Source organism: Pseudidiomarina sp. (assembly GCF_048268165.1).
Classification (GTDB): Bacteria; Pseudomonadota; Gammaproteobacteria; order Enterobacterales; family Alteromonadaceae; genus Pseudidiomarina.
The window spans coordinates 13,825-36,627 of record NZ_JBLWWA010000002.1 but is presented as its reverse complement, the minus strand read 5'-3'; the positions used below and the strand labels follow the sequence as shown (position 1 = coordinate 36,627).

The following is a 22,803-nucleotide window of genomic DNA, read 5'->3' as shown; positions in this document are numbered from 1 at the left end:
ATGAAAATTCGCCAAATTCTATATTTAGGTATCAAAGAGTTACGCGCCATCTGGCGCGACCCTATTCTATTGTTGATTATTGTGATGGCATTTAGCGTGTCGGTTTACACTGCCGCTTCGGCCATGCCGGAAACGCTTCATAAAACGCCAATTGGTGTTATTGATGATGATCAGTCGCAATTGTCGCAACGAATTATTCAGGCCTTCACGGCCCCCTACTTTTTACCGCCCGATGCAGTGAGTAGTGACGTAGCAGATCGGTTAATGGATGAGGGGCGTTATACTTTCATAGTACACATTCCAAGCGGCTTTCAGCGCGATGTTTTAGCCGCTAACACGCCGGAAATTCAGGTGCTTGTTGATGCAACGCGCATGACTCAGGCATTTACTGGTAGCGGCTATGTACAAGCCATAATCCAAAGTGAATTAAATAGCTTTGCACAAGTTACGGTCGAAATCCCGATTCAATTGAGCTTAAGAGCACGCTTTAATCCAGAGCTCAAAGCCTCCTGGTTTTCGGCAATTAATGAAGTGATTTCCCACATAACCATGCTATCGATTATTCTAACAGGGGCAGCTTTACTGCGGGAGCGTGAACACGGAACGGTGGAACATTTGCTGGTTATGCCGATCACGCCGTTTGAAATTATGGCAGCCAAAGTTTGGTCGATGGCGTTGATTGTAATTATTGCAGCCAGTTTATCGTTGGTTGTGGTGGTGCAAAGTGCCTTACATATTCCCATAGCCGGCTCGTTAGGTCTGTTCATAGCCGGCATGGCTATTCATTTGTTTGCAACAACGTCCTTAGGAATATTCTTGGCTTCGTTTGCACGGTCGATGCCGCAATTTGGTCTATTGCTTATTTTAGTAATTTTGCCGATGGAAATTTTATCCGGGGGCATGACGCCTCGGGAGAGTATGCCGCAGGTGATTCAGTGGATTATGGCGTTTGCACCAACCACACATTTTATCGAGTTTAGCCGAGCTATTTTGTTTCGTGATGCAGGGTTAGACATTGTTTGGCCGCAGCTTTTGGCGCTAATTATGATAGGATTAGCCTTATTCACTATTGCTTTAGCGCGGTTTAGAAAAACGCTAGCGAGTATGGCCTGACACATGACTGATAATTACTTATTAAAGCTTTACCACAAAACACTGCGTTACCCGTTTGGACGCGCGTTGTTTTCGCGTATGTTTGCGGCAAAAGCGCCTTATTTTAAGTCGATAAAGCCAACCATTACTGAGCTGAAACCCAATTATTGTGAACTGACGTTCAAGAAGCGAAAAGCAGTGCAGAATCATATCGGTACGGTGCATGCTATTGCGTTATGCAATGGCCTTGAAATGGCGATGGGCGCGCTCGCTGAAGCGTCCATACCAAAACACTTGCGGTGGATACCGAAAGGCATGACGGTGAACTACACCGCCAAGGCTGATAGCGATATTCGGATTGTCGCAAGCACTGATCCACAGGCGTGGCAACTTGGTGATTTACCAGTAACGGTGCAGGGCTTTCGCAGCGATGGCACGCTTGTTATTGACGGTGTGATTACCATTTATATTTCTGAAAAGCCGCCGAGAAAATCCGCTTAGCTCAGTTGTTTGAGAGCATGTTCAATGGCGAAAACATGCTCATCATGCTCGCCAAGTTCACGCAACGCATCGGCCAGTTTCAACAAGTACTCATCATTGGGGCCGCTTGGGCCAGCAGATGCGGCAATATGCGCTGCAATATCGGCTTCTTTGGCTTGCCCCAAGAACGCTTCGTTGTCAGGGCCAGCGACATAAACTAAGCCTTCTACCGAGCCTGAACCGTTAAGCCATTCAAATTCGGTAAAAAAGCGCAAATAGCCATTCTTTTCGCGGTGATCAAGGTGCGCAAATACGTCGGGTGTCACCTCGTAAGCCATGCCTGCGCACACGGCATCAGGGTCTGCTATCAATGTTGCTACTCGGCCTGGCCGCTCGGGCGTGCCACGATGATCATGGGAGCCTTGCCAAAAACGCCGTACCCAACCATGAATTCGTGCAGGTCGACGTTGTATAAATGGGAAATCCGCTTTATAAATCAAAGAGCCATAACCGAACAGCCAGACCGATTCGAGATGGTCTAGGGGTTGGTTTTTTTGATTTAGAGCAATTGTATTGTGTGACATAACGGAAGCTATTTTAACAAAATATCCTGTTGGAAAAAGGAAAGAATAAATGCGCGCCTTAGAACTGAAAGTACCTCCGGTGATTGTGGTTGCTGTAATCGCCGGATTTATGGCACTAACCGCTTGGTTAATACCTATGGAACCATGGCACTTTACGGACGCAAAGTCGCTTGCTGTTGCGTTGGTGGCGATTGGTGCATTGATTGCAGTTGCAGGTATTGTCGCATTTCGACAAGCTAAAACAACCGCCAATCCAATGGACCCTACTGCCAGTTCAGCGCTTGTTTCGCATGGTATCTACCGGTTTACACGCAACCCGATGTATCTTGGTTTTTTGCTGGCTCTTGCTGGGTGGGGGGTGTACCTAGGTAACCTACCGGCCTTGGTGTGGTTAGTTGTCTATGTTTTGTACATAAACCGCTATCAAATCTTTCCCGAAGAGCGCATATTAGAGAGCAAGTTTGGTCAACCTTTTCGAGATTATCGTAAACATGTGCGGCGCTGGTTTTAAACGAGTTTTGCTGCTATATCTTTAACGTCACTCATTATCTTGAGGTAATTACTTGCGGAATCATCTCGGCTTAGCCTGTCTTGCCGCTGCTGCTTGTCTAACTGTTTGGCAGGCCGCGATGGCGCAACAATCTCCATTACGCGTTGGGGTTTACGAAAACCCGCCTAAAATTTTATTAAAAAATAATCAGCTTTCTGGAATATTCGGTGAGTTGTTTATGGAGATTGCAGAACAAGAAGGCTGGGAAGTTGAGGCGGTTCCGTGCGAATGGAATGAGTGCTTGCAGTTGTTGCAGCAAGGCGAAATTGATTTAATGCCAGACGTTGCTATAAACCAGCAGCGCGATGAGCGATTTATTTTTCACGAAACCCCAATTTTGCATTCGTGGTCGCAGCTATATGGCAAAAGTAATCTGAAAATTTCTACCCTGCTTGATCTTGATAATATTCGTATTGCGGTGCTGGAAGATTCGATACAACAAAAGTATTTAAGGGATATAGCTAATAATTTCGGTCTTACTGTGACCTTAGTTCCTGTCACTTCGTTTGAGGAAGGCTTTCAGGCTGTTGTGAATGATACGGCCGATGCGGTGGCTGCCAATCATCTCTATGGCGATCAGCGTGCTCGTCAACTCAATTTAGAGGCGACACCGGTAATGTTTCAGCCGGCACGGTTGTTTGTTGTAGCGACTAACAGCGCTATGCAACCGATGCTGAATACCATCGATACCTACATCAATGCATGGAAGCAAGACCCTAATTCACCTCTGTTTAAGACGTTGAAGCGCTGGCGTGCCATGGAAGAGGAATCGCCATTTTTTCCTTTGGCCTTGGTTGTTGGGCTGGTCTCAACCTTGTTGCTGGTGTTGGGGGTGCTGCTGTGGCTGCGCCGACGCGTGAAACAGCGCACGCTAGAACTGGTTCATAGTGAATTAAAGCTCAACACCATTCTGGATTCCGTTGAAGCTTATATTTTTATAAAAGACAAAGACTTGAAATATCAGTACGCCAATAAAATGGTATGCGATTATTTAGGTACCAACACGGCGGACATAATTGGACAGAGTGATACGGCATTTTTTGATAAAGAAACTTGCACGCGCCTTTATCAAAATGACATGCGCGTTATTGAAAAAGGTCTGCGGGTTTCTGACGAAGAAGACAATGTCACCACTGATGGCTCGGTACGCCACTTCTTATCAGTAAAAATCCCGTTGCGTGATGCGAACGATAACGTCTACGCGCTATGTGGTATTTCGACCGATATCACCGAGCACATTACTATCAAAGAGTCGTTAAATCAGTTGGAGTATTACGACAGCATTACCGGCTTGGCGAATCGTAAGTTATTACTTAAAAATTTAGAGCATGCCTTAGCTAGCGCAAACAGAACAAAGTACGACGGCGCATTATTAACCATTGATTTAACCCATTTTACTATTATTAACGAAACCTTAGGGCATTCTGCCGGTGACAAGGTATTGCAGCAGGTGGCGCAGCGAATTCGCGCGCGTATCGAAGACACCGACACCGCAGCGCGACTGGGTTCCGATGATTTCGTCGTTATTTTGGAAGACATCAGTCAAGACACCGATCAGGCCGTATTGGATGTTCGTAATTGGGCGCATGAGCTGCTCGACTGTCTCGCGGAACCCTACGAGCTTGACGATATAACGCATACTACAAGTGCCAGCATTGGCGTCACGATGTTTTCGGACAGCCAGGATGATGTAGCTGGGCTTCTAAAAAATGCCGACTTGGCCATTTCAGAAGCAAAAGCGCAAGGTAGTGGGTCAATTCGTTTCTTTAATCCCGCCATGCAAGAAGCGATTAATCGTCGCATGTTGATTGAATCGGCACTGCGCCGCGCAGTTAAGCATCAAGAACTTGAACTCTACTTGCAGCCTCAGGTAAATGAATGCCAAGAAGTGGTTGCTGGTGAACTGCTGTTACGCTGGACGGATCCTGATCTCGGCTCAATTTCTCCAGCAGAATTTATTCCAATTGCTGAAGCAAGCGGCCTGATTATTCCGTTGGGTGCTTGGGTAATTGAGCAGGCCTGTCGAACCCTTCGTGATTGGCAAACGTTCGATGCGCTGAAGCATATTCCGCTGGCGGTTAATATTAGTCCACGGCAATTCCGCCACGGTGGCTTTGTCACACAAGTGGAACACTGCTTGCGCGAGGCAAAACTTCCGGCGGGCATGTTGGAGCTTGAAATCACTGAGGGTATGTTAATTGACAATGTCGATGTGACGGTGAAGCGCATGTATAAGCTGGGCGATCTTGGCGTGCGCTTTTCTCTGGATGATTTCGGAACCGGCTACGCGTCATTGGCTTATTTGAAGCAACTCCCGCTCTACCAGTTAAAAATTGATCAGTCGTTTGTACGCGATATGCTTACCGACGTGAACGATGACGTGATAACCCAAACCATCTTGGGCTTAGGCAAAAACTTGAATTTGTCAGTGATTGCTGAGGGTGTCGAAACCGTCAAGCAACGCGACCATTTACACGCGATGGGATGTACGAAATTTCAAGGTTTTCTATTTGGCAGGCCCGCTCCCATTTCAAAGTGGCAGGCTCGCCTGTTAGAAAGTGCCGTGCTGACGGTTGATTAGCGGATGGGCGGCACCAATAGTTGGATTTTATCAGGCACCACACGCATTAACTGAACCCGAAGTGGATGCCAGAATACTGACAATAACAACAACCCGAAGCCAATCACCAGGCCAATAATTGCCGCACCTAAATTGACCACACCGAAGCTGGTTAATAGCGCACCAAACACATAGATAACGTATGACAAGGCGGAGACCATTAGCGCACGCCTATCAAGAATCAGCGACATGGCGCTGAGTACCAAGTAGAGCACCAATGTGATCAGAGCTTGGGTTAGGCTCACATCAAAATCGCTATCCGCTAAGGTCACAAAAATGGGGTGAACCAGCAGTGGGGCCGCCAACAGGTGCAACCAGAACGCCACATCAGACTGTCGAGTTTGTCGTTGCCGATCGCGACTGTCCCAACGCAGTGCCAACAGAAATACCAACACCCCGCAGCCAAACAAGGTAACTTTTAGCAGAGTATCGGAAAAGGCAAACACCATGGATAACGCCGATACCAAAATACCAATAAACGCGGCTAGCCCTGCTGCCAACGTCAGTGGCACTTTAAAACGGTACCAGTGCGCAACAGCGACCAGCGTTGTTGCGAAAAATGCCAGTAATGAGACGTTTCCGGGATTGTCCAGAGTCATAAAGTTATGGGTTATCGCGAAAAACACGCCGCCCAAGCAAAAGCCTAATAAGACAATAGATGGCAGCGCCATGCGGCGTCTTAAGGTGAAATATTCGGCCATGCCCCAAGCCGCTGCTGCAACCAATAAGCCACCGAGCCACGGGGCGAGCGTATTACCCAGAGTGCCTAATGCAACAAGCGCGAGTACCGCTGCGATCACGACAAAAATATCATTGAAGCCACTAATCAGTCGAAAGTGCTCTTCGTCTTGAATGGTCATGTGACGTTGCTTTTGTACGTAATCACGGAAAGCTTGTGCCTGCGCTTCAGGCAAAACCCCTTCTTGCACGGCGGAAGTTAAATCGTCATCGGTATACATATACGAGTTCCTTACGTAAATTCCTGATACTAAGTGCGTGTTCAAAAAGTAAACTGTGATTGATACTGGCACGAAAACAATTTACTTTCGACAGATAAGCGTAACAAACTGTTGCTTAACTTGTTTTCGCATGAGGACACCGATGTCACACCACCATCATCACCATGATCTTGCTTCTGAACGCATGGGTTGGGCCTTCTTTTTAAACCTAGGCTTTACCGTTATCGAATTCATCGGCGGCATGTTAACCAATAGCACGGCTATTATGGCGGACGCTATTCATGATCTGGGTGACAGTTTATCGATTGGTTTGGCCTGGGTATTAAATAAACTGGGCAACAAATCAGCCACTCATCAGCTCACCTACGGTTACCGGCGTTTGAGCCTTGTCGGTGCATTACTCAACGCTGTTGTGCTCGTCGGTGGCTCCATTTGGGTGTTGAGCATGGCAATTCCGCGCTTGCTTGACCCCGTTATGCCGCACACCGAAGGAATGCTCGGGTTGGCCGTGCTTGGGGTTTTGGTGAATGGTTTTGCCGCCTACAAGCTAAGCAAAGGCAAGTCATTGAACGAGCGGGTACTCAATTGGCATCTGATAGAAGATGTTTTAGGCTGGGTGGCCGTGTTAGTGGTAGCTTTAATTTTGATGGTGGTCGACTGGCCCATTCTTGACCCTTTACTTTCCGTGGCGTTCACGCTCTTTATTCTAATTAATGTGGTACGAACATTGCGCGAAACCCTCAAAATATTTTTGCAGGGTAACCCTGATCATGGCATGTACCATCGCATAGCAGAAAGCCTACAGGCACAACCGGAAGTGGCCGATGTTCACCACCTGCACTTATGGTCACTTGATGGTGAGCACCACGTGTGTACCGCGCATATTGTGCTAGCTCAAGAGCTAACCAGTGCGCAGCAGCGCGAGTTAAAGCAGCGTATTGCCGAACAGCTGGCGCCATTTGAGCTTGCCCACACCACCATTGAATTTGAGCTGCCAGAAGAACCCTGCCGTGATACTTAGTTACATCCAGCGCTGGCGGTTATTGGCAATGGTGGCGGTCCATTCGCGTTGTAGATTAAACGCGATTTCAGCAGGCTGGTATTTGATGACCTGCGCACCGGCAGCGGTGTGAACGATAACGTCCGCGTAGCCAAGCAAACGTAACCATGGCGACTGATACACGTCAATTTGCTGCGTTTTATACAGCGGATACCAACTTTCAATACGGCCAAACACGCCGCGCTTAATGCCAAGCCAGCCTTCTGTCATGACATAGCCATAATTTTGCCAACGTGCCATCGTGTAGGCTTGCAGAAGCACCCAAACCAGCGCCCCAATGATCAAGCCAAGTTGGGGTGGCTGCCAATTGAAAAACCCGACTACGGCCACCGCTGGCGCAACCAGGGCTACCCAGAACGATGGGTTTAACAGCGCAATGGAACTTATTCGCTGCCAAGGCACAGTGCTTCTGTCAGGCAACTGTAACCAATGGCAGAGCTCATCCACGCCTGCTTGCGTCAATACGGGGAGAACAAAAGCACCGGCAGAGCCTTGCTGTTGCGCATGGGCGGAAGGTTGAAGTTGACTGACGCGGGCACTAAAGCGACCTAGCAGGCGGCCCCGCAGGTTTTGCTTTATGCGTACACGTTGTAATTTATGATAACGAAAACTTACCGTGCGAATACTTAGTAATCCCGAGCGGGCCTGATAACGCTGGTTAGCAATGGTGAACTGTAAATTATAGTAACTGGCAATGGTCACACCTATGGCCAAGGTAAAGAGCACTAAGAGTGCGGTGACCACAAGCCCGACATTTAACCACAAGCTTTGCTCAATAAATTTTACGTTGGCTTCCAACCAAGGAACTACCTGCTCTTCCAGCACGTCGGTTTGCGACAATGGATAGATGAGCACGGCGAGCAATACGAAAACCTTATTGTCCATAATGCCCGCGCGAGCAATTTCACTGAGTGAATAGTTGCGTCGTAAATCTGTGTGCTGTGCTTCTTCACCGACGGCATCAGCATTAGCATTGGAATCTAAATTAGTTGAACGGCTCGTGGTTGCCGCTTGCGCCAACATACGTTGACGTAAATCTTGCGCGAGCGCTATCGGCAAGCCCGGAATTTCAACTTCTTTGCCAGCCGAACCCGCGCTGTCGACGCGTAAAATGGTTAGATTAAACGGCCGGAAGTACCAAGTCTGATCCAACTCAGCCTGCTGAATACGCTCATATTTCAAGGTGAGGCTTTTTTTGCCAAACACCCCAGTGCGCAGGTGTACAGAGTCATCGGTAAGCGCATACAAGAAGAAACGGTGGTTCAAAATGGCGCTGATCACAATAAAGACTAAGTAACCGCCGCCTACCGCGTAAGGTAACCAGTCGTTATCGGAGACAAAAATAACCGCAAGCGCGGGAATGAAATTGGTGATGTTGCGTACTAACTGCCGTATTTCTTTTGCTACAAAAAAGCCCAGTGTTAATAGCGATGTGCGCTGCCACGTTAACTCAGTCATCGTTTGCGTCACTCACGGGCTCTGCAGCAATAGTATTCACCAGTTCCGCTTTCATGGCCTCTGCTGCCGCCAGTTTCAGGCCCGGTATGCTTAAATCAGCTCCGCCACTGCCGGCGGTGTATAACGTCAGGTGCGCAAGCCCAAGTAGGCGTTCAATAAACCCTTGGCGCACTTCAACATGTTGAATGCGATTCAGCGGCACAGCACGGGTTAAGCGCCATAAGGCGCCGCGGCGCAAATGCATGGACACATTGGTGCTTGCATACGCGGTAAATTGGAATCGACGCGATGACCAGAATAAGCCGAAAAATAAGGTTAAAACCGCCCAAGGGATTCCCAGCCACAGTGGGTTCGGCAGCCAGTCAGTTGACGGGCTGAACAGATACAAGCCAATCGCAATCAATGCCAAAATACTCATGTCGATGAGTACGATTAACTGCAAATAAGTTTTGTAAGCGGGTTCAACAGGCTTCCACGCAATTGTCATGTGATCGTTTCCTTACTTGAAAAGGTATGTTTTAGCACCCATGTATCTATCATGTAACTCTAACACGAAGTAAAAAAATAGGAGCAAGCTCATGAAAATTTTAATGGTTTTAACCTCGCACGAGCAGCTCGGTGACAGTGGCCATAAGACTGGCTTTTGGGCCGAAGAATTCGCCGCACCGTACTATGCGTTCAAAGATGCCGGTGCGGAAGTGGTGTTAGCGAGCCCTAAAGGTGGCCAGCCGCCAATTGATCCAAACAGTGAACAATCCGATGCACAAACGACAGCAACAGTGCGCTTGTTTGAAGACCCAGAGACAATGGAGAAGCTTGCAACAACCCTCAAATTAAGCGAAGTAACAGCCGATAAATTTGATGCGGTGTTCTACCCAGGTGGACACGGGCCGCTGTGGGATTTAAGCGAAGACCCGCTATCGATTGGTCTTATTCAACAGTTTTGGGAACAAGAAAAACCGGTTGCAGCGGTCTGCCACGCGCCAGCGGTTTTGGTGAATGTGAAAACCCCAGCGGGTAAACCGCTTGTTGCTGGCCGAAAAGTCAGTGGTTTCACCAACAGTGAAGAAGCTGCGGTGGGTTTAACCGACGTTGTTCCATTCCTACTTGAAGACAAATTGCAAGAACTCGGTGGTGTGTATCAGAAAGTTGATGACTGGAAGCCGTTAGCCGTGGTGGATGGCAATTTAATTACCGGCCAAAACCCGGCAAGTTCGGAAGCGGTTGCTGGCGAATTATTAAAACGCTTAAAAGCACTGCACGTGAACTAAGTACAGCGCTTTTAAGCACTGATTTACCAACGACGATTAAATTGGACACCGGCCTGCAGTTCGCGGCCGGTACCCGGCTCAAACGCCCGCCCGCTGCCTTGGTTAACAACAACCGAACCGACATAGGCTTTATCGGTAACGTTGTGCAGGTTCACCCACGGCGACACTTGCCATTGCGCAACGCTGTAGGTAGCGCGCCAATTGAGGTGCCACAATGTGTGGCTTGGTGCGATAACGGTGTTGGCGTCATTTGCCGCAACGTCACCACGGTATTCTGTAATTACGCTCAATCGTTGCTCTGGCCGATAGTCCCAGTTTAACTGACTATACAATTGGCGCTCTGCAATGCCAGGTAAGCGTTCACCGTTGGCATAGGTTGCTTCAAGTAAGGTTGCAGCCGTACGCCAATTCCAGTTGTCACTGATGAACCAGCTTGCTTCAAGCTCAATACCACTGCGTTCGGTAAGGCCGGCGTTGGTGTACGTGGTGCGCCCGTCAATGCTTTGGTCAACCACAATCTCATCGGTGGTATCAATTCGAAACGCGGTTAACTGCGCTTGCAGTGAATCACCCTGCCACTTTACCCCAGCTTCCAATTGCTGATTGTACGCAGAGCCAAGCTCTGTGTTTAAACCGGTTTCGGTGTTGCTGTAGGCCAATTCAGTTAGCGTTGCGGTCTCAAAACCATTACCGCGGGCTATAAACACCTGCCAATGGTCATTAACCTGATAATTTAACCCGAGGCTCCAGCTCCATGCATGCTGGCGCTGTGCGCCACTGTCATCTGGGTTGTTCGGTACCACAAAGTAATCATCCACACCAAAATCAACGTCGCTGTAACGCAACCCAGCGAGTACCGTTAAGTCGTTCATTGGGCGCCAATCCGTCAAGCTGTAGATGGCCTGTTGGGTCACTTCGCCAAGCTCGTTGCGGCGTAGCTCACCGCGTTCGCCAAAGTTATTCTCGTACCCAAATCTACGGTCATCTTGTTCTGCATGATGCACGCCAACCGTTGTGGTTAATGGCTGAGAGAATGCCCAGTTGTAATCGTAACTGGCATCAACACCAACGAAACTACGGCGTAAGTCAATCACTGCACCCGAACCGCGAATATCCCCACCAGGAAATGGCAGATATTGCTCAATGTCGCGCCAACCTTTCCAGCTGTTGATATGCCACCCGTCTTGGCTGCGCAGTGACACCGACATTTGTTGATGGTGAATGGCTTTGCGCGTATTAAAGCGCGTTGCACCGGCAAACGTTTGCGTTGGGTCTGCACGCCAGTCATCGGGGCTGAGCGAGCCGGGGTCTTGTAAATGTGGGGCGTTGTTATCGTCCAAGCGCACAATCATTTCTACGCTATCGCTTAAATCTTGGTACCAGCGCAGCGCCAGTTGATCGCGCTCAGCACTGTTGTGATCGCGCGGGCCATCGGTGCGTAAACGTGTACCCACAACACGTATAGCGGTGGAATCAGTCACCCAGTCACCCTGCAACAGCTGGCGCTGTGTGGCATTGCTGCCAGCCATGGCGTCAACACGCAGTTGCGTGGTATCCGGCCGTCGACTGAACCATTGCACCATGCCACCGGCGCTATTGCCGTATATCGTTGCCAGCGGGCCACGAATTACCTGCACGTTTTCTGGCTCATCCAGCAAGATGCTTGAGGTTTGGGCTTGGCCATCGGGCATGCTTAAAGGAATACCATCAAGCTGCAAAACAATGCCACGAACACCAAACGCAGAACGCGCACCGAAACCTCGCAAAGTTATGCGGGTGTCTTGCGCATAATTGGCACGCGAGTCGGCTTGTACACCAGCGAGCCCTTTGAGTAACTCTGCCGCATCAATACGCAGCCCCGCCGGCTGCTCGGAAACGTCCGCGTTACTGATAGACGCAGGCGTTTCTTGAGCCGTGCGCGGCTTACTTTGATTCACGACAATGACTTCATCAACAGAAACGCTGGCCGAAGCCAGCGTTGATAAAATCAGTAAGTGACTACTTACAAACATAGTTTATTCCGCAGGTTTAATTTGAATAAGCTGACCAACGCGGTCATCGGTAATCAGATAGATGTAGCCATCAGGGCCCTGCTCAATATCACGAATTCGTTGTTCGACAGCTTGCTCAAATAACGTTTCTTCGTGCATCACACGGTCACCTTCAAGATCAAGCCGTGCAACTTGTGACCCTTTGAGCGCCGCAACGAGCAAGTCGCCCTGCCAAGCTGGAAATTTATCGCCAGTATAGAAAATCATGTTCGACGTTGCGATTGAAGGTACCCAGTAATAGTGCGGTTGAACTGTGCCTTCTACATGGGTTTTGTCACTGATAATGCTGCCATCGTAGTCCACCCCATAGGTAGCAATGGGCCAGCCGTAGTTTTTGCCAGCTTCAGGGATATTGATTTCATCACCGCCTTTAGGGCCATGCTCAACGGTCCACAGCTTACCTGTGGTTGGGTGAATTGCTGCGCCTTGTACATTGCGGTGCCCGTACGACCAAATTTCTGGCAGTGCGTTAGCTTTGCCAACGAAGGGGTTGTCACTTGGCACGCTGCCGTCAGGTTTAATCCGCACCACCTTACCGTGGTGATTATCCAGTGTCTGAGCGTCGTCCATTGCTGAATACCTGTCGCCCAGCGTAATAAACAAATGACCGTCTGGTGCGAACACTAAGCGCGAGCCGAAGTGTGCGCCACTTTTATACTTGGGGGCGCCACGGAAAACCACTTTGCCGTTGGTTAACCCTGTATCGGTAAGCGTTGCGCGCATTACTGCAGTGCTGTTACCTTCGCCGCCCTGCGGGTCAGCCTCAGAATAGCTGATGTAAACGTAGTTGTTATTGGCAAAGTCTGGGTCAACCGCAACGTCGAGCAAGCCGCCTTGGCTTTTATTTACAACACTGGGTACGCCGGTTAGTGGTACACTGATTGAACCGTCGAGCTTAACACGACGCAAAGCACCAGATTTCTCCGTGACTAATAACTCGCCCGAAGGTAAAAACGACATTCCCCATGGCTTATCTAATTTGTTGGTCAGGCTAGTAATAGATACCTTGTGACGCTCGGTTGAAACGGTTTCAGCCGCAGCTGATGAGGCATTTAATGCCAGCGCTGCAGTAATACTTACCGCAAGTAGAGTACGTAACATGAGGTTCTCCTTTAAGTTGCTAATACATCAATCTGTACTAGTGTAAATATAGTTTAAATAGGAATTTGGATTGCTTTTTTTTCGCTACACTCAATGTATTACAAGAAATTAACACCTTCTCAAGGAGTATTTAATGGTAAATTTCAAACGTAACACAATGAAAGCCGCTGCATTAATCGTGGTTACCATGCACCTTAGTGCGTGTGGAACCATCCTGTATCCAGAACGCAAGGGGCAAACAAGCGGAAGAATCGATGCTGGTGTTGCTGCGCTAAATGGCATTGGCTTACTATTCTTTTTAGTACCTGGCGTCATAGCTTTTGCTGTCGACTTTTCTAACGGTACCATTTATTTGCCGAATTCGGCAGCTACGGGTGACGATTCCGACTTGCGTGTTGTGCAAGCGGGTAAAAACTTAACTCCTGATCAATTGCAGGCGCTTATTTCCGCTGAACTGGGTCAAGAAGTTGACCTATCTCAAGCGCAAATTCGCGCTGAAAAAGCACCTGACCAAGCCAGTATCGGTCCGCGCCTTAGCGAACTGCGGACAGCACCTTAAACCCTGTTTTATTTTTGCTCCGGTCGCTACTCAAGTAGCGGCTCGGGCAGAAGTTGTGCAACAACCTCGGCAAAGCGTCTGAATGTCTGACGGCGATTCGTTGTTGGCCGATAGACCAAACCAATGTCGCGAGACGCTTCCTTCCCTGTCGGCTTTAAAGCCACCAAATCAGTTCCGGTTAAAATCCCCCGATCAATTGCCATTTGTGGCAAGAAGGTAGCACCTAAGCCAGCATCGGCCATTTGCACTAAGCTGTGTAAGCTGGTTGCTGTAAATGGATTAATTTTACTGGAGTCGGCCAGCTCACAAGCCGCCACAGCGTGGCCAGTTAAGCAATGTTCTTTTTCCAGTAAGAAAATCGAATTATCCGGTAGCTTGTTGTATTGCACTGGCTCTTCTAACTTTTCCGCCAAGGTTTTGTGCATGACCAGCTTGAACGGGTCACGGCCTAATATGTAACTTTGATTACCTTGAATGTCTATCGGCAGCGCCAGCACCAAAACATCAAGCTCACCATTGCGCAATAAATGCAGCAAATTGGCGGTAGTGTCTTCACGAATATTCAACTGTAAGTTTGGATAGTCACGCTGCAACTTTTTGCTTAAGTCGCCTAACAGAAACGGTGCAATGGTTGGAATGCAACCAATGCGTAGCGGGCCTTCCATCGTTTTGCCTTGGCTTTGCGCAAAATACAGCAGCTCTTCGGTTGAAGTTAGGATGCGTCGCGCTTGCTTGACAACTTCTTCACCCATTCCGGTAAACAAAAACGATTTGTGATCACGCTCTATAAGCTGACACCCCAGCTGTTCTTCAAGATTCTGAATACCGCTGCTTAAGGTTGACTGGCTGACGTTACAGGCAGTTGCAGCGCGATTGAAATTTTGGTGCTGATGCAATGCTAATAAGTAGCTGAGATTTTTTAAGCTAGGTAGTTTGCTCATGAAGTGCCTCACCGTGGCTGACGAAATAAATAACGAAATCGTTTAATTAGTATTTTCGATTATGATAATCCGTTTTATTCGTTTTAACAAATTTAATCCAGCGCCTACTATAGTCCCCGAGCTGAGACGCAATGTCTCAATACCTTTACGTTTAGTTTGTCCAACAAGGAGACACACATATGTTAACAGTAGGCGATAAGTTACCAGAATTTGAAGTGGTTGGTGTAAAACCTGGCTTCAACCTGCCAGAAGAAGATGGCAAAAGTGCCTTCGAAACCATCAACAACGACAGCTTCGAAGGCAAATGGAAAATCATTTACTTCTACCCGAAAGATTTCACGTTTGTATGCCCAACTGAAATTGTTGAGTTTGCGAAATTGAATGAAGAATTCGCTGACCGTGATGCAGTGGTTATGGGCGGCAGCACTGACAACGAATTCGTGAAATTGGCATGGCGTCGTGAGCACCCTGACCTGAAAAGCTTGAACCAGTGGTCATTCGCTGACAACGGGGTGAAGTCATTGGTTGATGGTTTAGGTGTACGTGACCAAGTGGAAAACGTTGCCCTGCGCGCAACCTTTGTTGTTGACCCACACGGTGTTATCCAGCACGTGTCAGTAAATAACTTAAATGTAGGTCGTAACCCAACTGAAGTACTGCGTATTTTAGATGGTTTGCAAACTGATGAATTGTGTCCATGTAACCGCGCAGTAGGCGGTGACACCCTGTAATTAGGCATCGCACCCCCACAGTTAGGTGATGTCTATAGGTGCCGCGCAAGCGGCACCGTTTTTAAGCGGAGGAATTTAAATGAGCATTGCAGATTACAAACAAGGTTTGGGCGACCACGGTAAAGATACCAAACTCAACTTGTCGAACATTTTCGGCAATGTCGATACTTCGGGTATGACCGCGACCCAATTCTATGGCACGGCCCTGTCTTTAGCCTATTCAATTGGCGACCAAGAGCTGATTGACGCAGTACAAGTAGAAGCTGAAGGCAAAATTGAAGACAACGTGGATGGCGCAGCAAAACTTGCGGCAACCCTAATGGCGATGAATAACATTTACTATCGCTTCTTACATTTGTGCACCGACAAGCAGTTTTCGAAACTGCCAGCAGGTTTGCGCATGAACGGCATGGCGAACCCAGGAGTTGAAAAAACTGATTTTGAGTTGTATTCGTTAGCCGTTTCAGCCCTAGCTGGCTGTGGCATGTGTATTGACTCGCACGTTGGTGTTTTGCTGAAGCACGACGTTTCAGCTCAAGTGATTCAAAACTCGATTAAAATGGCAGCTGTAATGAACGCTGCAGCAACAGCTAAGCGTATCGCTTAATTTTAATCGCCTGATGTCACTTTTTTGTCATACATGCGTTTTATAGTGTTTGAAAGTTCCCTGAGATCTGGTTGTTCTCTTTTTAGCCCGGCACCCCGCCGGGCTTTTTTTTGCGTAAAACAGAAAGCGTGATTCGTGTTTCGTCCGCTGCGCTGTTGGTGCGCTTTGCTGTTCGAAAAAACCGCATCCAACCTCTATACTAAACTGAGCGACAACGAACAGTGAGTCTGCGAACGTACGAATAGCGCAGCGGACGAATCACGAATAGCGAAGCGGACGGTTTTATGAATATCAACGGAGAACGACTAAAGCAAAACTTACTCGAACTCGCAAAAATTGGTTATAACGAACAAGACCGCGGCATGTACCGCATTGGCTTTACCGATGCCGATATGGAAGGGCGTCGCTGGTTGCAAGGCAAAGCAAAAAGTGCCGGTTTGGAAACCTTTATGGATGGCGCAGGGAATATATTTTTTGGCCGGGGCGACAGAAACAAGCCGGTTATTTTAATGGGCTCCCATATAGACACTGTGCCAGCTGGGGGCATTTTTGATGGTGCGCTTGGGGTTATGGCGGCGCTGGAAGTTATTGAAACATTGCAAGAACACCAACCAGAGCTCGATACCCCTATATGGGGCGTTGCGACGGCCGAAGAAGAAGGGCGTTTTGGCGGCATGCTGGGCTCACAAGCCATATCTGGTTGTTTAAATCCTGACTGGCTGCTATCGGCCCACGACGCTGATAACGTTTACTTGAAAGATGCGATGGCAGCGCAAGGGCTTGATGCCATGCAAGCATTAGACGCCGCGTGGCGGCCAGAACAGCTCAAAGGTTTCGTTGAATTGCATATTGAGCAAGGCCCGGTGTTATTTCAAAGTGACGTGCAAATTGGTGTTGTTGATGGCATTTCCGGTGTCTTTAAGTGGATTGTGCATTTAAAAGGTAAAGCAGACCACGCCGGAACTGCACCCATGGATATGCGCAGCGATGCGTTTATGGGGTTAGCTGATTTTGCGCATGAAATTGAACGTATCATTGCGGAAAACGGTACCGATAAAACCCGTATTACCGTGGGCAAAGTTGAGCTCAAGCCGGGGCACCCGCATACCGTGCCGGGCGAGGCAGTATTTACTATTGTTGGGCGCGACATGGATGAGGGGGTGATGAAAGAATTAGCCAATGCCTGCCGTAAAACGCTATCGGCAATAGCACGCGGCCATCGGTTGATGTTTGAGTACGAGCAAGTGAGCTGGTTAGAGCCCAAGCCCTGCTCAGAGCAACTTACCGATATTATCGAGCAACAAGTAAAACAGCGTGGATACAGTTACACGCGTATGCCCAGCGGTGCTGGCCATGACGCTCAGTTTCTGACAGAAATTACCCATTCAGGTTTGATTTTTATTCCATCGGTAAACGGGGTCAGTCATGCGCCTGACGAGTGGTCGCATTGGCATGACGTTGAGGCTGGCACAAATGTACTCTTAGATACTGTCGTGGCAATGGCAAAAAAATCACTTTAAGGCTCAAGCAATCCGTTTTTAGCGGCAAAATGAATGAGCTCTACCGTGGACGCGACCTTCAATTTCTTAAAGATATTACCGCGGTGGTTTTCGACTGTTTTTGCAGCGAGCGATAGCAACTGAGCAATTTGTTTATTACTTCGTCCGGCAACAACCAAATAGAAAATTTCGCGTTCACGCCGTGTTAAATTTTCCAATGGATTGATCGATACGGTTAATGCGTCGGCGCGTTGATGGTCGTTCGCGGGAAAATAAGTCTTACCAGAGGCAACTTCTTGTATAACTTGGATGAGCTGCTCTGACGGGGCGTCTTTTTGAATATAAGCCCGTGCGCCAGCCAGCTTTACCGCCTCCACATATTCGCGTTCACTATGCATGCTCAATATAATGACCTTGTATTGTGGTCGGTGGTGAAGAAGTTTTTCAAGTGCTGCAAAGCCATTCATTTTTGGCATCGAAATATCCATCAAAATGATATCGGCTTTAAATTTTAATGCTGTCTCAACTAGCTCAGCGCCGTCACCACACTCATATTCGATAGAAAATAATCCTGTCGCTTTTAAGGTGGTTGCTATGGCTTGTCTTACCATGGTGTGGTCATCGGCAAGAATGAGTGAAATCATAGGTCGCCAAGCTCGGAAAGTTGTTGATAAGGGAGCAGTAGACTTATTTCACAACCCTGTTCTGGTTTTGACTTGATGTCTAATGTCGCGCCGCAGGCCAATGCTCTGTCTTTCAAACTTTGTAGCCCGATACCGAGTTCAATTGATTGTGCATCAAATCCGACGCCATCGTCCTTAACGTTTATTGCAATACCTTGCGAAGTTTCAGATATTGCCAAATCGATCTGACGCGCCTGAGCGTGCTTCACACTATTCACGAAAGTTTCTTGCGCAACCCTAAAGATTAATAGGTTGACGGCAGTTGGAAGTTCAATCGATACATCGTAATTAATATTCAAGCGAACCTTCGTCGGCTCTAAAAGTTGGCGGTTGAGCCAAGCAAGCGCTCGCTCCAAACCGAGATCAAAGAGAATGGTTGGGTACATAATGCGTGAAAGGTTTCTTGTACTCTCAATGACGTGCAGCAGGCCTTCTTGTATCTGCTGGAGTTGCGGGTTTTGCAGTGCATCTATCTGTGCTCTTAAGGCGATCAGCTGCTGACCAATATCATCATGTAGCTCGCGTGCGAAATAGGCTCTTTCTTGCTCTTGTTGTACCCACAATCGTTTCGCTAGACCAAGCATAGCGTGGTGTTCGTAATCGAGTTGCTGTTGAAGTAAACGCTGCTGGTCTTGAACTTGAGCAAGTAATCCCTCTAATTCATCGACCGCTAGCGAATGTTCTATAGGCTTGTTGCTGTTTTTCATTCATGTTTTCGATTAGCCGCTCATAGGCAGCGCGTTGTTGTTCTTCAAATGCGACATCATCTAGGTATGAATATAACTCAAAGTTACGCCAAAAACTCGCGTGTTGCTGCAATGCAGCTTGCAGCACCTGTTTAGAGTTGTCAAAGCTTTGTGCGGCGAGATATGGCAAGTAAGAAGCGAACACGCGTTCGTTACTAATTGTTTCGAGCCTTTGCCACACCGACGCTGATTCTGGGAAGTTACCTCTGAATACTAACTCGCTTAACAGTTTTATTTCGACTAAGCGAGAGGGCTTTTGCTGGATAACGCGTTCTGCGAATGCGGCGAAATCCGCTTGTGAATTGTTTTTCTGACCGAGCAAGAGTAACCAGTCAAAAATCAATTTTTGCTCTTGATTAAACTCATTTTGGAGAACTCTAAGATTTGTTGAATGTTGTTCAAACAAATCAGTTTGGTGCAGAAATATTGCCATTTCAGCGCGCCAGAGTAAGCTTTCGATAGCACCGCGCGGGTCATTGATTGATTGTGCTATTTGCTCCGCTTGCTGGCCGGAATCATCAGCTACGGCCATACGGCCCTGTAAAAAATTTAAACGGCTAATCTGAAGCTGTGCGGATAGGTTGGCTTCGGTGCTTTTGTCGTCGCTGCGCAACAATTCGGCCAATAGTTGCTCTGCTTGGTTAAACTGACCTTGAGCAATCAATAATTGCACCAAATTAAGTTGAATACTGTGCAACGTGGCTTGTTCATTGAGGTTTTCTACCGTTTGTAGGGCTTGCCGCCAATACACTTCGGCTAAGCTGAAATCACCAATTAGGAAGTGAATGAAAGCGACATTGTTAATGCTTTGGCTTTGAACATAGTCGTCACCCTCACGCAAACGAATGTCTAATGCACGTTTATAATGACGCAATGCACTTTGATAGTCGCCTTGCTCTTCAAATAATAGACCGCGTTCGTTCTCGATGTGAGCGACCGCTAGTGCGTCATCAATTGCATCGGCGAGTCGCGTCGCTTCGCGGAGTGACGCATCAGCTTTTTGAATCTGCCCAGTTATTGCTAAAACAGTGGCTAAATTACTGAGTGTTGTTATGCGTTCGCGAGGGGCACGCTCTTGGGTTCGATATTCTAGCGCTTGCTGAAAATATTGTGCCGCAGTGTCAAACTTTGCTAAGCGTAAATAAGCGACACCAAAAGCATTTAAAATCAGCCCTTGACCGTTTAAATCTTCACGTTGCCGAAATTGAATAAGACTCTGGGTTAACTCTTCATTAATGGCTGACTCGGTTTCACCCTGAATGATCTTTAAGCGCGCCAGTTCAAACCACCACATGGGCTGGTTACGATCATAAGATAGAGCGCGACGATAGTACTCACGAGCACCAGTAAGATCATTTAATGCAGCTGCCACATTGGCTCGTTGGGCAAGTACATCGGCGCGATGTGGAAACTGTTTCAAAAGCTGATCAAGTAAAGCGGCGGCGGGTTCAAATTGTTCATTGATAATTGCTAACTCAATTCGTGCTTGCAGTTTTAATACCGCCGGAGCTTTAGGCGACTCTATAACTTCGCGTAGTTTTAACGTAAGCGCATGGACGTCATCTCCGGCTCGAGCTGCCGCTAAATCTTGAACAACTTTGTAGCTGATGAAAGCCGTCGAAGGCATCTCGGAATTTTGGTTGGGCAAGGCATTGTTTAACGCTTCTGAAATAGCGGTGACTAACTTTTCGGGTGCCACATTTTCGGTATCAAATGTTTTTGAAAATATAATTTGCTCCGAGGGATGTGCTGTTAGTAGCGCATGTAATTGCAATTTACCGCCTAAAGTTCGCGACGTTAAAATTAATAAATACTGGGCTTGTGTCAGTTGCGCTAATCGCGCGCGTTCAGATGCCGACTCAAACGGCTGTATTCCCATATTTTTAATTAGTTGGCTTACAGTTTGCGGTTCTATGGAGTAAATGTTTGGTTCAGCTTGTAAGAGTAGATGGGTTAACTCAGCTAAAGCAGGTTCACCTTCTACCATCGCTATAGCAATAGTGGTTACCGAAGCTTCCGCAGGCAAATCTGTGTTCTCTTGTGGCATCACAAATATCAAAATAGACAGGGTAAATACAATCACGGCGGCCAGCGCCAGCCACATTCTACCTTTTGATGCGGTGGACTTTATAAGATCTTGGCATTGCGCTAGTGACGGGCGTTGATTTGGAGTGTCAGCTTGCAGTTTAACGGCCAGTTTTTGTAACGCTCGCTTAGACACGGAAACGCTTTTCCAACTGGAAGATTCGCTTGCGTCAAGCATTAAAGCTAATGTTTTACCAAGCGCATAGCGGTCACTTGCAGTCGTTGCTTGTTGTGACGTCGCAAGTTCAGGCGCAACGAAACCGGTGGACCCAAATTGACTGCTGCTATTATCAAGTGTTCGACCAATACCAAAATCGATAATAGATAAGTTGCCGTCATCATCAATTAATAAGTTGTCTGGTTTTAAATCGCCATGAATAACACCGCTTTCATGACAACTCTGTAATGCACCTAACAACTGCTCAAACCATTTTATAACGTCAGGGGCTGCTGGGCTGTCGTCGAGCGCTTGACTTAGAACCTTTCCGTTAACGAGCGCCATCGTGAAAAACGTCGCTTGCGGTGTTGCGTAAAATTCGTGAATACGAACGACATTGGCGTGATGGATTTGACGCGCAAGAAGCACTTCATTCCGTAGCTGTTCAACTTCACTAGCATCAGCTTCTTGAGCCAGAACTTTCAATGCACATTGGGTTTCAAGCACCTCGTCGTAGGCTTCAAATACCCGCGCTTGACCGCCATGGCCAAGTAAACGAACAATACGAAAGCGCTCCGCTAAAAGCTGCCCAGGCTTAAGCAGTGATTGCGTCGTCAATTTTGTGGTCGTGTGATTCGATAACAAGTTATCGTGTTCGTCGGGATCAGCCATCGTGAGAAGTATCTCGTTACAGAAGCTTAGAGATTAAGTTATCACAGATTTCCCTAGGGTCGAATGTTATTGGTGCGTTCCTTAGCAGTGGTCATTTTTTGCTGGGCCAGTTGCAAGTAGTCATTAAGCTGGCATAGCGTCAATTGCATGGCGATAAGTTGGGTGAAACGCTGCAATATAAATAGTTGATGCTCATTAAAATAGTGCGCATGTTTCAAACTGTCAGCGTATAGCACAGCAATAATTTGATTTCCTAAAGCGATGGGAACCGCGAGGGCGGCTTTAATTTGCTGTCGCTTAACACTGTCACGGTGCTGTAACTGCTGATGCGTCAAAGCATTATGAACAACGCAAGACTGACCGCTTTCAATCGCTTGCCGAACGAGCGTTGTTGAACCGTCAAAGGGCGCTACAAAATTCCTATTATTTAGAAGGATTAAGGCGGTTCGATCGCTTTCTAAAACTTGTGCTAGGGTGTTTTGGGCGGTCGAAATCACCTTCTGTAACGAGGCTGAATGCTGCCACGACTTGTGCATCTGAGAGAGTTGTTGTGCACACCATTTAGCCTGATTGAGCGCTACTTTTTGTGAGTGACTATGATGTGGAACAAACATACAAGCAATATCACCCAGCCGACAAACAGACGTTTGCTTGAGTGGTTTTTCTTCAACTCGTTCGGCATCAATATACACGCCATTTGTACTATTCAAATCCCGTAAATGCCACACACCTTGGCGGCAGAACAATACTGCATGTCGACGCGAGAGCGTTGGATGATCAATTTGAATGTCGCACTCCTGGCTACGTCCCACCACGTAGGCATTTTGCTCGCGCAGTTCGAAGCGCTGCGCGAAGCGATGTTGGAATACGACATCAAAGATAGCGGTCATTGCGATT

General features: G+C 47.8%; 21 protein-coding genes. 10 read left to right on the top strand and 11 right to left on the bottom strand.

All coding sequences use genetic code 11. The features are described from left to right. Window positions 1-1,113 carry an ABC transporter permease gene (locus ACN0UY_RS06770; RefSeq protein ID WP_417665952.1) on the top strand — a complete coding sequence of 371 codons (1,113 nt, stop codon included), beginning with the start codon at window positions 1-3 and terminating at the stop codon, window positions 1,111-1,113. 3 nt (window positions 1,114-1,116) lie between these two features. Then, window positions 1,117-1,593, top strand: coding sequence for a hotdog fold domain-containing protein (locus ACN0UY_RS06765; protein ID WP_417665951.1), 477 nt, complete (start codon window positions 1,117-1,119; stop codon window positions 1,591-1,593). Here ACN0UY_RS06765 and ACN0UY_RS06760 read toward each other — a convergent pair. Further along, window positions 1,590-2,156 (bottom strand): gamma-glutamylcyclotransferase, encoded by a 567-nt coding sequence (locus ACN0UY_RS06760; RefSeq protein ID WP_417665950.1) that lies wholly within the window; start codon window positions 2,154-2,156, stop codon window positions 1,590-1,592. The genes ACN0UY_RS06765 and ACN0UY_RS06760 overlap by 4 nt on opposite strands. Before the next feature lie 49 nt (window positions 2,157-2,205). On the opposite strand from ACN0UY_RS06760, the gene ACN0UY_RS06755 reads away from it, so the two are divergent. After that, window positions 2,206-2,667: a methyltransferase family protein gene (locus ACN0UY_RS06755; protein WP_417665949.1), complete on the top strand. Its 462-nt coding sequence runs from the start codon at window positions 2,206-2,208 to the stop codon at window positions 2,665-2,667. A 118-nt stretch (window positions 2,668-2,785) separates the two neighbouring features. Then, window positions 2,786-5,287, top strand: a complete 2,502-nt coding sequence (locus ACN0UY_RS06750) for an EAL domain-containing protein (protein WP_417665948.1) — start codon at window positions 2,786-2,788, stop codon at window positions 5,285-5,287. On the opposite strand, the gene ACN0UY_RS06745 is transcribed toward ACN0UY_RS06750, so the two are convergent. Continuing rightward, window positions 5,284-6,285 (bottom strand): hypothetical protein, encoded by a 1,002-nt coding sequence (locus ACN0UY_RS06745; protein WP_417665947.1) that lies wholly within the window; start codon window positions 6,283-6,285, stop codon window positions 5,284-5,286. The two genes, ACN0UY_RS06750 and ACN0UY_RS06745, sit on opposite strands and share 4 nt — an antisense overlap. 142 nt (window positions 6,286-6,427) lie before the next feature. Between ACN0UY_RS06745 and ACN0UY_RS06740 the strand changes: the two genes are divergently transcribed. Beyond that, complete coding sequence (locus ACN0UY_RS06740) at window positions 6,428-7,306, top strand: cation diffusion facilitator family transporter (protein ID WP_417665946.1); 879 nt, start codon at window positions 6,428-6,430, stop codon at window positions 7,304-7,306. Here the strand turns inward: ACN0UY_RS06740 and ACN0UY_RS06735 are convergent, their stop codons facing one another. Both ACN0UY_RS06735 and ACN0UY_RS06730 read right to left on the bottom strand, forming a co-directional pair. Then, a complete protein-coding gene (locus ACN0UY_RS06735; protein ID WP_417665945.1) occupies window positions 7,307-8,803 on the bottom strand; it encodes a PH domain-containing protein in 1,497 nt (498 codons plus the stop codon). Further along, window positions 8,796-9,290 (bottom strand): PH domain-containing protein, encoded by a 495-nt coding sequence (locus tag ACN0UY_RS06730; RefSeq protein WP_417665944.1) that lies wholly within the window; start codon window positions 9,288-9,290, stop codon window positions 8,796-8,798. Before ACN0UY_RS06730 ends, ACN0UY_RS06735 begins: the two co-directional genes overlap by 8 nt. A 91-nt stretch (window positions 9,291-9,381) precedes the next feature. Here ACN0UY_RS06730 and ACN0UY_RS06725 point away from each other — a divergent pair, with 91 nt between their 5' ends. Then, window positions 9,382-10,074 (top strand): type 1 glutamine amidotransferase domain-containing protein, encoded by a 693-nt coding sequence (locus ACN0UY_RS06725; protein ID WP_128352569.1) that lies wholly within the window; start codon window positions 9,382-9,384, stop codon window positions 10,072-10,074. A 23-nt stretch (window positions 10,075-10,097) separates the two neighbouring features. On the opposite strand, the gene ACN0UY_RS06720 is transcribed toward ACN0UY_RS06725, so the two are convergent. Together ACN0UY_RS06720 and ACN0UY_RS06715 are read right to left on the bottom strand one after the other, a co-directional pair. Then, entirely contained in the window at window positions 10,098-12,086 is a 1,989-nt protein-coding gene (locus tag ACN0UY_RS06720) for a TonB-dependent receptor family protein (protein WP_417665943.1), read from the bottom strand. A 3-nt stretch (window positions 12,087-12,089) separates the two neighbouring features. Continuing rightward, window positions 12,090-13,226, bottom strand: coding sequence for a PQQ-dependent sugar dehydrogenase (locus ACN0UY_RS06715; protein WP_417665942.1), 1,137 nt, complete (start codon window positions 13,224-13,226; stop codon window positions 12,090-12,092). Between the two features lie 133 nt (window positions 13,227-13,359). Here ACN0UY_RS06715 and ACN0UY_RS06710 point away from each other — a divergent pair, with 133 nt between their 5' ends. Beyond that, window positions 13,360-13,785 carry a hypothetical protein gene (locus ACN0UY_RS06710; protein WP_417665941.1) on the top strand — a complete coding sequence of 142 codons (426 nt, stop codon included), beginning with the start codon at window positions 13,360-13,362 and terminating at the stop codon, window positions 13,783-13,785. 26 nt (window positions 13,786-13,811) lie between these two features. Here the strand turns inward: ACN0UY_RS06710 and ACN0UY_RS06705 are convergent, their stop codons facing one another. Further along, window positions 13,812-14,726, bottom strand: a complete 915-nt coding sequence (locus ACN0UY_RS06705; protein WP_417665940.1) for a LysR substrate-binding domain-containing protein — start codon at window positions 14,724-14,726, stop codon at window positions 13,812-13,814. A gap of 179 nt (window positions 14,727-14,905) precedes the next feature. Here ACN0UY_RS06705 and ACN0UY_RS06700 point away from each other — a divergent pair, with 179 nt between their 5' ends. The 3 genes from ACN0UY_RS06700 to ACN0UY_RS06690 all read left to right on the top strand — a co-directional run bounded on the left by ACN0UY_RS06700 (window position 14,906) and on the right by ACN0UY_RS06690 (window position 17,584). Then, on the top strand, window positions 14,906-15,457 hold the full coding sequence (locus ACN0UY_RS06700; RefSeq protein WP_128352576.1) for a peroxiredoxin: 552 nt from the start codon (window positions 14,906-14,908) through the stop codon (window positions 15,455-15,457). Between the two features lie 79 nt (window positions 15,458-15,536). Then, complete coding sequence (locus ACN0UY_RS06695; protein ID WP_417665939.1) at window positions 15,537-16,064, top strand: carboxymuconolactone decarboxylase family protein; 528 nt, start codon at window positions 15,537-15,539, stop codon at window positions 16,062-16,064. Between the two features lie 284 nt (window positions 16,065-16,348). Then, complete coding sequence (locus tag ACN0UY_RS06690; RefSeq protein ID WP_417665938.1) at window positions 16,349-17,584, top strand: Zn-dependent hydrolase; 1,236 nt, start codon at window positions 16,349-16,351, stop codon at window positions 17,582-17,584. Here ACN0UY_RS06690 and ACN0UY_RS06685 read toward each other — a convergent pair. From ACN0UY_RS06685 to ACN0UY_RS06670, 4 genes are read right to left on the bottom strand one after another with little or no spacing between them, the layout of a single operon-like run. Continuing rightward, window positions 17,581-18,207, bottom strand: coding sequence for a response regulator (locus tag ACN0UY_RS06685; RefSeq protein ID WP_417665937.1), 627 nt, complete (start codon window positions 18,205-18,207; stop codon window positions 17,581-17,583). The genes ACN0UY_RS06690 and ACN0UY_RS06685 overlap by 4 nt on opposite strands. Continuing rightward, window positions 18,204-18,953: a sensor histidine kinase gene (locus ACN0UY_RS06680; protein ID WP_417665936.1), complete on the bottom strand. Its 750-nt coding sequence runs from the start codon at window positions 18,951-18,953 to the stop codon at window positions 18,204-18,206. The genes ACN0UY_RS06685 and ACN0UY_RS06680 overlap by 4 nt, the downstream gene beginning before the upstream one ends. Beyond that, entirely contained in the window at window positions 18,907-21,906 is a 3,000-nt protein-coding gene (locus tag ACN0UY_RS06675) for a protein kinase domain-containing protein (RefSeq protein WP_417665935.1), read from the bottom strand. Before ACN0UY_RS06675 ends, ACN0UY_RS06680 begins: the two co-directional genes overlap by 47 nt. Window positions 21,907-21,959: 53 nt before the next feature. Continuing rightward, window positions 21,960-22,796: an FHA domain-containing protein gene (locus ACN0UY_RS06670; protein ID WP_417665934.1), complete on the bottom strand. Its 837-nt coding sequence runs from the start codon at window positions 22,794-22,796 to the stop codon at window positions 21,960-21,962. Window positions 22,797-22,803: the final 7 nt, after the last annotated feature.